The organism is Pseudomonas sp. R45(2017) (assembly GCF_002112305.1).
Taxonomy (GTDB): domain Bacteria; phylum Pseudomonadota; class Gammaproteobacteria; order Pseudomonadales; family Pseudomonadaceae; genus Aquipseudomonas; species Aquipseudomonas paraglycinae.
In genome coordinates this window covers 327,882-338,434 of the sequence record NZ_NEHH01000009.1, presented here as the reverse complement: position 1 = coordinate 338,434, position 10,553 = coordinate 327,882, and the positions used below count along the sequence as shown (strand labels likewise).

The 10,553-nt window shown below is 58.2% G+C and carries 10 protein-coding genes; 1 reads left to right on the top strand and 9 read right to left on the bottom strand.

Annotated elements, in window-relative coordinates; genetic code table 11:
- Positions 1-263 precede the first annotated feature (263 nt).
- From msrQ to CAF74_RS22160, 6 genes are all read right to left on the bottom strand, one after another.
- Positions 264-887 (bottom strand): protein-methionine-sulfoxide reductase heme-binding subunit MsrQ, encoded by a 624-nt coding sequence (gene msrQ, locus CAF74_RS22185; RefSeq protein ID WP_085747759.1) that lies wholly within the window; start codon positions 885-887, stop codon positions 264-266.
- Positions 887-1,900 carry a protein-methionine-sulfoxide reductase catalytic subunit MsrP gene (msrP, locus tag CAF74_RS22180; RefSeq protein WP_085747758.1) on the bottom strand — a complete coding sequence of 338 codons (1,014 nt, stop codon included), beginning with the start codon at positions 1,898-1,900 and terminating at the stop codon, positions 887-889. Before msrP ends, msrQ begins: the two co-directional genes overlap by 1 nt.
- 62 nt (positions 1,901-1,962) lie before the next feature.
- Complete coding sequence (gene pssA, locus CAF74_RS22175) at positions 1,963-2,820, bottom strand: CDP-diacylglycerol--serine O-phosphatidyltransferase (protein ID WP_039771608.1); 858 nt, start codon at positions 2,818-2,820, stop codon at positions 1,963-1,965.
- A 148-nt stretch (positions 2,821-2,968) separates the two neighbouring features.
- The gene (gene ilvC, locus CAF74_RS22170; protein WP_007959661.1) at positions 2,969-3,985 is read right to left on the bottom strand and encodes a ketol-acid reductoisomerase; all 1,017 of its coding nucleotides are present in this window, start codon (positions 3,983-3,985) and stop codon (positions 2,969-2,971) included.
- A 48-nt stretch (positions 3,986-4,033) separates the two neighbouring features.
- Positions 4,034-4,525, bottom strand: a complete 492-nt coding sequence (ilvN, locus tag CAF74_RS22165) for an acetolactate synthase small subunit (protein ID WP_003176102.1) — start codon at positions 4,523-4,525, stop codon at positions 4,034-4,036.
- A gap of 2 nt (positions 4,526-4,527) precedes the next feature.
- Positions 4,528-6,252 carry an acetolactate synthase 3 large subunit gene (locus CAF74_RS22160; protein ID WP_085608788.1) on the bottom strand — a complete coding sequence of 575 codons (1,725 nt, stop codon included), beginning with the start codon at positions 6,250-6,252 and terminating at the stop codon, positions 4,528-4,530.
- Between the two features lie 400 nt (positions 6,253-6,652).
- On the opposite strand from CAF74_RS22160, the gene CAF74_RS22155 reads away from it, so the two are divergent.
- Positions 6,653-7,069 carry a DUF4124 domain-containing protein gene (locus CAF74_RS22155; RefSeq protein WP_085747757.1) on the top strand — a complete coding sequence of 139 codons (417 nt, stop codon included), beginning with the start codon at positions 6,653-6,655 and terminating at the stop codon, positions 7,067-7,069.
- A gap of 18 nt (positions 7,070-7,087) precedes the next feature.
- Here CAF74_RS22155 and CAF74_RS22150 read toward each other — a convergent pair whose 3' ends face one another.
- From CAF74_RS22150 to mrcB, 3 genes are read right to left on the bottom strand one after another with little or no spacing between them, the layout of a single operon-like run.
- Entirely contained in the window at positions 7,088-7,423 is a 336-nt protein-coding gene (locus CAF74_RS22150) for a YqcC family protein (RefSeq protein WP_064599443.1), read from the bottom strand.
- Complete coding sequence (locus CAF74_RS22145; protein WP_007959642.1) at positions 7,423-8,169, bottom strand: hypothetical protein; 747 nt, start codon at positions 8,167-8,169, stop codon at positions 7,423-7,425. The genes CAF74_RS22150 and CAF74_RS22145 overlap by 1 nt, the downstream gene beginning before the upstream one ends.
- A 16-nt stretch (positions 8,170-8,185) precedes the next feature.
- The gene (gene mrcB / locus CAF74_RS22140) at positions 8,186-10,510 is read right to left on the bottom strand and encodes a penicillin-binding protein 1B (protein ID WP_007959641.1); all 2,325 of its coding nucleotides are present in this window, start codon (positions 10,508-10,510) and stop codon (positions 8,186-8,188) included.
- Positions 10,511-10,553: the final 43 nt, after the last annotated feature.

Sequence of the window (10,553 nt, the reverse complement as noted above, 5' to 3'; positions counted from 1 at the left end):
GCTTCCGATCTCTCGTTAGCGGGAGGCGAATTCTACAGCGTTACACGCTGCTGTCAACACCTCTTTTTCTCCGCTTTCGACCGAGAAGATCGAACCGTTAAAAGCGCCGAACAAGTCGACATTTCCAACTCCTTCCAGGCTTCGATGAACTGAAGCGACCCGCTTTCGAAACCTACTTAACTCATTGAATCTCAAGTAGTTTTCCGTTTCGACTGCGCCGGAAGTGGGGCGAATTATAGAGACTCAGGATCTGCCGTCAACCCTTAATTTCGCTTTTCCTGAAAAACCTGCTTTTTACCCATCAAACGCGAGATCCGGCGGGTCAAAGGAGGAATACGCAACGCCAAAAGGAAAACACCTATAAAGGCATAGATTGCCCACTCCTTAAGATCAGCACGGACAATCCACAACATATGCAGCAATCCCAACCCGAGAATCACATACACCAGCCGGTGCAATTTCTTCCAGCGGGTACCTAAACGACGCTGACTGTATCGGTTGGAGGTAATCGCCAATGCCAACAACCCCAGAAAACCCAGAGCACCCACAATGATGTAAGGACGCTTGCGCAGCTCGACACCCAGTTGCGACCAGTCGAAACCGAGAATGAACGCCATATAGCTGCAAAGATGCAGAACCACATAGGCAAAACACCAGAGCCCCAACTGACGGCGCACAGCAATCCACCCGGCCCACCCCGTAAGTTTCTGCAGCGGCGTCATACTCAGGGTGATCAACAGCAATACCAATGTCCCAAGCCCCAGCCGATCAACCAGAACCTTCCCCGGATCTGGCCCAAGCAGATCCGCAAAAGCCTGATAGAACCACAACAGCGGCCAGATCGCCGCAGCCAGGAAAACGCCTACACGCCAGATCGGATATCGCATCAGTAGTTCTTCCGCAGATCCAGCCCTGTATATAAAGAAGCGACCTCATCCGAGTAGCCGTTGAACATCTGCGTATCACGCACATTCGGCTTGAACAGACTGTTAGGCAGTCGCCGCTCCCGAGCCTGAGTCCAACGTGGGTGGTCGACAGTAGGGTTCACATTCGCATAGAACCCGTACTCATCCGCCGCAATGCTCTGCCACGTCGTCTTCGGCTGCTCGCTGACCAGACTGATCCGCACGATGGATTTGACGCTCTTGAATCCGTACTTCCAAGGCACCACCAGACGCAACGGCGCACCGTTCTGGTTTGGCAATTCGCGGCCATACATACCCACCGCCAGAATCGCCAAGGGATTCATCGCCTCATCCAGACGCAAGCCTTCTACATAGGGCCAGTCGATCAGGGCAAATCCCGAACGCTGTCCCGGCATGCTCTTCGGATCCTGTAAGGTTTCGAAGCGAATGTATTTGGCATTCGAAGTAGGTTCTACCTGCTTCAACAGTGCCGAAATGGGAAAACCGATCCAGGGAATCACCATCGACCACGCCTCGACACAGCGCAGGCGATAAATACGCTCTTCCAGCTGGTAAGGCTTCATGAAGTCTTCCAGAGCATAACGCCCCGGTTTACCCACCTCCCCGTCCACGACAACACTCCACGGTTCGGTTTTCAGCGAACCGGCATTGGCTGCCGGGTCACCTTTGTCAGTACCGAACTCATAGAAGTTGTTGTAATGGGTCGCGTCCTTGAAAGGTGTGATCGCCTCATCCTTGACGTTCACCGCACCCCATTTGACAGAGGGCAACTTCTCGGCAAACCAGGCGGGCGCTTTTCCGGCTTCGACATCGGCGTAGCGGGCAGCCTCTTCGGCACTGGCCCAGCGCGGCAGACTGCTTATGGCCAAACCGGCCGCGGTCGCTCCGAGCAATTGTCGGCGAGAGAGATAAATGGATTCAGGCGTGACGTCCGACTCATGGCAGTCGGACGCTTTGGGGACTTTGATCAGCATGGCAACTCCGCAGCTTTGGAGGACAGATGCACCATAGACTGCGGAGTATGAGGGAAATTACATCACTCGGCGTGTTTGTGACGACGAAGATGCAACAGATACTGCACCGGGCCCGACGCGGCATAAGCGAGGAACACCAGCAGCAGAATGCGAGGCGGATCGCTGAACACCACGGCAAACACCAGCACCACCGCCAGAATCGCCACGAAAGGCACGCGCCCCTTCAGATCCAGCTCCTTGAAGCTGTTGTATTTGATGTTACTGACCATCAGCATGCCGGCGGCCGCTACCATCAGCGCGACCAGGAACGACATCTTCGAACCCTGGATCCCGTAATCGCTGAACGCCCAGACAATCCCCGCAACAACGCCGGCAGCAGCCGGGCTGGCAAGACCGATGAAGTAGCGCTTGTCGGCGGTCCCCACCTGAGTGTTGAAACGCGCCAGACGCAACGCCGCACCCGCCACATAGATGAAGGCAACCATCCAGCCGACCTTGCCCATGTCACCCAGTGCCCAGCCGAAAGCCAGAAGCGCCGGCGCGACACCGAAGGCAACCATGTCCGACAACGAGTCGTACTCGGCACCGAACGCACTTTGGGTATTGGTCATGCGTGCCACGCGACCATCAAGGCCGTCGAGCACCATGGCGACGAAAATCGCGATGGCGGCAAAGGCGAAATACTTGCTCGCATTCGCCGCGTCCCCGGCACTCAAGGCAGCCTGGGCACTCATCGAGTTGATGATGGAATAGAACCCTGCGAACAGGTTCGCAGTGGTGAACAGATTCGGCAGAAGATAGATACCACGATGCCGGACTTTACGACCTTCTGCGTCATGCCCTTCTTCGATGTGCTCATCGATGGGCAGCAGGCTTTCGGCGTCGGAAGCCTGGTTCGGCTCTTCGGGACGTTCGCTCATGGACAGTACCTTGCAACGGATTGGACATTTTCGACAGGTGTCTGGGACGACGGTTCGGCCACAAACGATGCAGCTTTATACCAGAACCGCCCGCCCATACGAAAAAACGCGGCCGAGGCCGCGTTTTTTTCATACAAGGTTCGACGACTTAGTTTTTGGCTTTGTCGACGATCTTGTTGGCACCGATCCACGGCATCATGGAGCGCAGTTGCTCGCCGATGATTTCGATACCGTGAGCGGCGTTGTTACGACGCTTGGCGGTCATCGAAGGGTAGCCGGTTGCGCCTTCGCTGATGAACATTTTGGCGTATTCGCCGTCCTGAATACGTTTCAGGGCGTTGCGCATGGCCTGACGGGATTCGGCGTTGATCACTTCCGGACCGGTCACGTACTCGCCGTACTCAGCGTTGTTGGAGATCGAGTAGTTCATGTTGGCGATACCGCCTTCGTACATGAGGTCAACGATCAGTTTCAGTTCGTGCAGGCACTCGAAGTAGGCCATTTCCGGCGCGTAGCCAGCTTCAACCAGGGTTTCGAAACCGGCTTTTACCAGCTCAACGGTACCGCCGCACAGAACGGCTTGTTCGCCGAACAGATCGGTTTCGGTCTCGTCCTTGAAGGTGGTTTCGATGATGCCGGTACGACCGCCACCCACGCCGGCGGCGTAGGACAGTGCAACGTTCTTGGCATTGCCCGAGGCGTCCTGGTAGATCGCGATCAGGTCAGGGATACCGCCGCCTTTCACGAACTCGGAACGTACGGTGTGGCCCGGGGCTTTCGGCGCGATCATGATCACGTCGAGGTCGGCACGCGGAACAACCTGGTTGTAGTGGATCGCGAAGCCGTGGGAGAAAGCCAGGGTGGCGCCTTTCTTGATGTTCGGCTCGATTTCGTTCTTGTACAGCTGGGACTGGAACTCGTCCGGGGTCAGGATCATGACCAGGTCGGCACCGGCAACAGCGGCAGCCACGTCTGTCACTTTCAGGCCATGGGCTTCAGCCTTGGCGACGGTAGCCGAACCTTTACGCAGACCGACGGTAACGTCGACACCGGAATCTTTCAGGTTGCACGCCTGGGCGTGGCCCTGGGAGCCGTAACCGATGATGGCAACTTTCTTGCCCTGGATGATCGACAGGTCGCAGTCTTTATCGTAGAAAACTTTCATGAATTTCCCCTTTATATCCAGGCCGTTCAGGCCATTCGCTAATTTGGTTTAGATGCTGAGTACTTTGTCGCCGCGGGCAATACCGGTGACGCCACTGCGGACGGTCTCCAGAATCGATGCGGTGCCGATGGACTGAATGAAGCTGTCGAGCTTGTCGCTGGTACCGGTCAGTTGAACGGTATACACGCTGGCGCTGACGTCGACGATCTGTCCACGGTAAATATCGGTGGTGCGTTTGATCTCGGCGCGCTGGGCGCCAGTGGCCTTGACCTTGACCAGCATCAGTTCGCGCTCGATGTGAGCGCTTTCCGACAGGTCCACCAGCTTGACCACTTCGATCAGCTTGTTCAGGTTTTTGGTGATCTGCTCGATGACTTCATCGTGGCCGACTGTGGTCAGCGTCAGACGCGACAGGGTCGGGTCTTCGGTTGGCGCCACAGTCAGGCTTTCGATGTTGTAGTTGCGCTGCGAGAACAGGCCGACTACGCGAGACAAAGCACCGGGTTCGTTTTCCAGAAGCAAGGAAATAATGTGCCGCATGATTAGGTACGCTCCGTCTTGCTCAGCCACATATCGCGCATGGAGCCGTCTTTGATCTGCATCGGATAGACGTGCTCGCTGGTGTCGACCGAAATGTCGATCACCACCAGGCGATCTTTCATGGCGAACGCCTCTTCCATCTTCGACTTCAAATCTTTCGATTCGGTGATGCGCACGCCGACGTGGCCATAGGCTTCAGCCAGCTTGACGAAATCAGGCAAGGACTCCATGTAGGAGTGCGAGTGACGGCTGCCGTAACTCATGTCCTGCCACTGACGAACCATGCCCAGAACACCGTTGTTCAGGATGACGATCTTGACCGGCAAACCGTATTGCAGGCAGGTCGACAATTCCTGGATGTTCATCTGGATACTGCCTTCACCGGTGACACACGCAACATCGGTGTCAGGGAAGCTCAGCGCGATACCCATCGCGGCCGGCAGACCGAAGCCCATCGTGCCCAGGCCACCGGAGTTGATCCAGCGGTTCGGCTTGTTGAACTTGTAGTACTGCGCAGCAAACATTTGATGCTGGCCCACGTCGGAGGTCACAAAGGCGTCGCCCTTGGTCACTTCGCACAGGGTTTCGATCACGGTCTGCGGCTTGATCTTGCTGCCGTCGCCCTTGTCGTAAGGGAACAGACCGCGATCACCGCGCCATTCATCAACCTGCTTCCACCAGCTGGCAACGGCTTCCTTGTTCGGGGTTTCGCCGATTTCCTTGAGGATCGCGACCATTTCGGTCAGGACGCTCTCCACCGGACCAACGATTGGCACATCGGCCTTGATGGTCTTGGAAATCGAAGCCGGGTCGATGTCGATGTGAATGATCTTGGCGTTCGGGCAGAACTTCGGCGCGCCGTTGATCACGCGATCGTCGAAACGCGCACCGACCGCCAGGATCACGTCGGCATGGTGCATCGCCAGGTTCGCGGTGTAGCTGCCGTGCATGCCGAGCATGCCGATGAACTGACGGTCAGTGCCAGGGTAGCCACCCAGGCCCATCAAGGTGTTGGTAACCGGCAGGTTGAGCATTTGCGCCAGCTCGGTCAGCGGCGCGGAGCCGTTGCCGAGGATTACGCCACCGCCGGAGTACAGCACGGGACGCTTGGCCGCCAGGAGCATTTCTGCCGCCTTGCGGATTTGCCCGGAGTGACCGCGAACGGCCGGGCTGTAGGAACGCAGTTTGGCTTTCTTCGGGAAGATGTATTCGAACTTCTCGGCCGGGTTGGTCATGTCTTTCGGGATATCGACCACGACCGGGCCCGGACGACCGGATTGCGCCAGGTAGAAGGCTTTCTTCATGACTTCCGGGATTTCCGAAGCGTGCTTGATCATGAAGCTGTGCTTCACGATCGGCCGGGAGATACCGATCATGTCGGTTTCCTGGAACGCGTCGGTGCCGACCATGGTGCTTGGCACCTGACCGGAAATGATCACCATTGGAATCGAGTCCATATAGGCAGTGGCGATACCGGTGATGGCGTTTGTGGCGCCTGGACCGGAAGTCACCAATACCACGCCGGCTTTACCGGTGGCACGAGCGTAGCCGTCAGCCATATGGGTAGCCGCTTGTTCGTGACGAACCAGGATGTGGGTCACTTCCGGTTCTTTGAACAGGGCATCGTAAACATGAAGGAGAGCACCACCCGGGTACCCGTAGATATATTTGACGCCTTCGTCACGCAAAAAGCGGACGAGCATCTCACCGCCAGATAAAAGCTCCACGTTGTTCACCTCTAAAACGCCAGAATACCGTCCACAAAAAAGCGAACGGGTCTTAATAGGTTTACTTCTCGGCAGAGCATGAGCGACGGTGGTCGCCGACTACGTCAGCACTGACTGAGCAAGTATTGGGATCGTCCCAAGTGTTGCGGGCCTTTCCCACCCAGCGCGAGGTAACGCGTTGCGGGTGTAACAGGTCGACGCGGATATGCGCCTCATGATCTGCCGAGAGGGTCTGCTTCTGGCAGTCCCTGTACAGCGGACTTTGGATTCTTCTGTTTCGCCCTCTCCAAGTCAAGCCGTCTATGTGCTTAATTGTGGGTAAGCACATGAGAACGCAAGAAAAAACCTGGAAACCGCTACTCTGTTAGCTTCAATTGCGCAGTTTTGCCAAGGAATCAGCATGCGAACGCTTCTCTTAACTCTGCTAATCGGCGCCAGCCCCTGGTGTATGGCCGGTCAGATCTACAAATGGGTCGATGCCCAAGGCGTCACCCATTTTGATCAACAGCCACCACAAGGGCAGTCATCCACCGCCGTGAAGACGCCCTCATCTCCCGCACCAATACCTGCCGCATTACCTGGCAGCGGCGCGCTGGGCGATCAGAAAGCCATCGATGACAAGGTCAAAAAGCAAGTGGCCGAGCAACAGAATCAGCTCAAGGCATTTTGCGAACAGGCACGCACGAATCTCGCGCAACTGCAGAACAATCCGCGCTTGAGGGAGGAAGTGGAGGGAGAATTGCGGCGGCTGAGCGACGAACAGCGACAGCAACGTACTGCGGAGGCACAAAAACAGATTGCGGAAAACTGCCAGTAACCACTGGCAGTTTTCGGTTCAGCGCGAAGCGGTGATCAGCAGGTCGAACTCTTTGAGCAATACCTGAAGCTGCCGATCCTTGCCCTGCAGATTGCGCTGGGCAAAAACCATCTCGGCCATTTCCTGAATGCCCGAGGCATTGGGCAATGGCAGATCCTGTTCGAGGATCATCTTCATCCGCGGCAGGAAGATCCATTGCAGCCACTGCTCGAAATCGAGGGTGTCGACCGAAAACGGCTCGACACTGCTCAGGGCTTCGACCGAGGGCTGGACGTCATCCCACCAGCCCTGGGCGCGCAGTTCACGCTCGATCAACAGCAGTTGATCGGCGACTTTGGAGAAACGACTGTCCATCACAGCGAAACCTTGGCCTTCTGACGGGCCAGAGTGGCGCCGGCGGAATCACCTTGCTTCTCACGTGCCTGAGCGATCAATTCCCACAGACTGGCCTGCAAGTCCGGACGACCATTGGCCATGGTCAACGCACGGCGAGCGGTCTGCTCGGCTTGCGGCGCATCGCCCTGGGCCATACGTACCTGCGCCAGACGGTAAAGCACTTGCGGCTCGCGCGGCGCTACACGCTGGGCGCGCTCCAGGCTGGAGGACGCGCCGTTGAGGTCGCCACCGGCCTGCTGCTGTTGCGCAGTGCTCAACAACGCGAGAACCGGACCGTCCAGTTGTTCATCGGCAGACAGACCGCCGCCGCTGCTGGCCGAAGGAATGCCGCTCGGCGTCGAAGGCATACTGTAGCTGCCGGAGCTGATCGGCGCCGACTCGACCGCCGACGGGTTATACGGCCCCGGCGTGATGCCGCCGGATGCCGGGCCCGGAACGATCGGCGAAGAGCTGATCGGTGCCGAAGCCGCTGCGCCGCCCGGCACCATCACTACCACACCGGTATCGCCTTGCGGGATCGCCTGAGTCTGGGCCTGTGCAGGACGTTTCACCGTCGTTTGACGGAAACCGCCATTGGCCGAAATACGCTCGCTGTTGGACACGGCGGTGCCGGAATCCACAACCGGGATCGAACCACGCTGTACGGTGGAGCAGCCGCTGAGCAAAGCCACGGCGGTCACCGCTGGAATCAACCACTTGTTCACTTGAAACCCTCTTTGCTTAATTCATCCAGCCCTTGACCCAATCCATCACCGACTCGCCCGATGCCGGGCTTTCGCCCGCGCAGGAGGCGCCGGGTGGCGGTTCGCTGCCGCGAATATACGGCATCTGCACGGCGCCCGGACAGTTGGCATCGGAGCCCTGGCCGGTACGCGAATCGACCCAGGCCTGCACCACGTTGTCCGGCTGCGGCATGTCCAGCGGCAGCGGATCGGCCTTGCGCATGAAACTGGTCCAGACCTGCAACGCACCGGTGGCCCCGGTGAACGGCGTCTTGCCGTTGTCGTCACGGCCGAGCCAGACCACCGCCAGCAGATCCTGGCTGAAACCGGCGAACCAGCTGTCGCGCGAATCGTTACTGGTACCGGTCTTGCCCGCCAGTGTCAGGGTTCTTGGCAACACGTTATAAACCGAACTGCCGGTACCTTCACGCATGACCCGCTGCATGGCGTTCTGGATCAGGTAGATAGAGGCCGGATCGAAACGCTGCTCGATCTGAAACGGATAACGCTTGAGCGGCTCGCCATCGGCAGTCAGCACGCTGCGGATCCCGCGCATCGGCGTATTGAAGCCACCGTTGGCCAGGGTCTGGTACATGGTCGCGACTTCGATCGGGGTCATGCCGCCAGCACCGAGCAGCATCGACGGGAACGCCGGAAACTCGCGGGTTACGCCCAGTCGCGCGAGCGTCTTGAGGACATTCGGAACACCGACCGCCAGACCGAGACGCGAGGTCGAGAGGTTGTAGGAATGCGCCAGCCCCTGATATAGGAACACTGTGCCGTGGGAGCGACGATCATAGTTCTGCGGTTTCCAGACCTGTCCGTCTGCGCCTTTTATCGAAAGCGGGTCGTCCGACAGCCAACTGGTCAGCGTGTACTGGCTTGGTTTCTCCAGTGCCGTCAGATAAACCGCCGGTTTGATCAGCGAGCCGATCGGCCGCACCGCATCCAGCGCCCGGTTGAACCCGGCAAAACTCGCCTGACGGCTGCCGATCATGGCCTGGACCTCACCGGTTTCCGGGTTGGTTACGACCATCGCCGCTTCCACGTCGTCGGAACCTTTACGGCCGGACAGACGCTTGAAGGTGTCGTTGACCGACGCTTCGGCTTTCATCTGCAGGATCGGATCGAAACTGGTGAAGATCCGCAGGCCTTCTTCGGTCAAGTCTTCGTCGCGATAGTCTTCACGCAACTGGCGTTTGACCAGATCGATGAAGCCCGGGAACGAGCTGTCGGCCAGCTTGCCGCGTGTGGTCACGCCCAACGGCATTTTCTTCGCAGCGGCGACTTGTTCGGCAGAAGCGACGCCCTGCTGCTCCAGCACGTCGAGCACCAGATTGCGTCGTTCCAGCGCACGCTCCGGGTTGCGACGCGGGTTGTAATAGGACGGACCTTTGACCATGCCGACCAACAGCGCGACCTGATGCAGTTTCAGCTCGGACAAAGGCTGAGCGAAGAAGAACTGGCTCGCCAGACCGAAACCGTGCACCGCCCGCTGACCATCCTGACCGACAAAGACTTCGTTGAGGTACGCCTCAAGGATTTCCTTTTTGTCGTAATGCAGCTCGAGCAGCATCGCCATCATCGCTTCGGTGAGCTTGCGGGTCAGACTGCGTTCGTTGGTGAGGTAGAAGTTTTTGACCAGTTGCTGGGTCAGCGTACTGCCGCCCTGAGTCATCTTGCCGCCCGAGGTGTTGACCCAGACTGCACGGGCGATCGATTTCGGCGACACGCCCCAGTGGCTGTAGAAATCCCGGTCTTCCACGGCGACCAAGGTTTCCAGCAGATACGGCGGCACCTGATCGAGCTTGATCAGAATCCGGTCTTCAAGGTTTTTCGGGTAGATACCGCCGATCATCAGCGGCTCCAGGCGTACCACGGAGAGCTTCGAACCGTTGGTCGCCGAGAGTTCGGCCACGTAATCGCCGGAGAAACGCACGCGCACCGGCTGCGGTTTCTCGAGGCCTTCATAGAACTGGAAGCCACGGGTATTCAGATCAACCGTATTGCCATTGACCGCCGCCGCGCCGGGACCGTTGCTCACGGCTTCGCGGCGATAGCCCAGGGCATCGAGTTCGGTGAGGAAATCGTCCTTGCTCAGCTTTTGTCCGACGAACAGCTCGAGCGGGCGCGCGTAAACCTTGGCCGGGATGGTCCAGCGCTTGCCGGAGAACTTCTCCTGCACCACGGCATCGAGGTAAACGGCGAAGCCGGCCAGCACCACAAGGCCGACCAGACTGAGTTTAAGGGCCCAGCCCAACCATGGGCGCAGGCCCCGGGAAGCTGGTTTTTTAGGGGTACGGGGGGATCGAGTACGAGTCATGGCGGCGGATTATACGCACTTTATTCATACTCAACAGGAGCGC

Bases quoted from the DNA above. Each gene is read 5' to 3' on its own strand.
- msrQ (WP_085747759.1), bottom strand. From the start codon at position 887: ATGCGATATCCGATCTGGCGTGTAGGCGTTTTCCTGGCTGCGGCGATC.
- msrP (WP_085747758.1), bottom strand. From the start codon at position 1,900: ATGCTGATCAAAGTCCCCAAAGCGTCCGACTGCCATGAGTCGGACGTC.
- pssA (WP_039771608.1), bottom strand. From the start codon at position 2,820: ATGAGCGAACGTCCCGAAGAGCCGAACCAGGCTTCCGACGCCGAAAGC.
- ilvC (WP_007959661.1), bottom strand. From the start codon at position 3,985: ATGAAAGTTTTCTACGATAAAGACTGCGACCTGTCGATCATCCAGGGC.
- ilvN (WP_003176102.1), bottom strand. From the start codon at position 4,525: ATGCGGCACATTATTTCCTTGCTTCTGGAAAACGAACCCGGTGCTTTG.
- CAF74_RS22155 (WP_085747757.1), top strand. From the start codon at position 6,653: ATGCGAACGCTTCTCTTAACTCTGCTAATCGGCGCCAGCCCCTGGTGT.
- CAF74_RS22150 (WP_064599443.1), bottom strand. From the start codon at position 7,423: ATGGACAGTCGTTTCTCCAAAGTCGCCGATCAACTGCTGTTGATCGAG.
- mrcB (WP_007959641.1), bottom strand. From the start codon at position 10,510: ATGACTCGTACTCGATCCCCCCGTACCCCTAAAAAACCAGCTTCCCGG.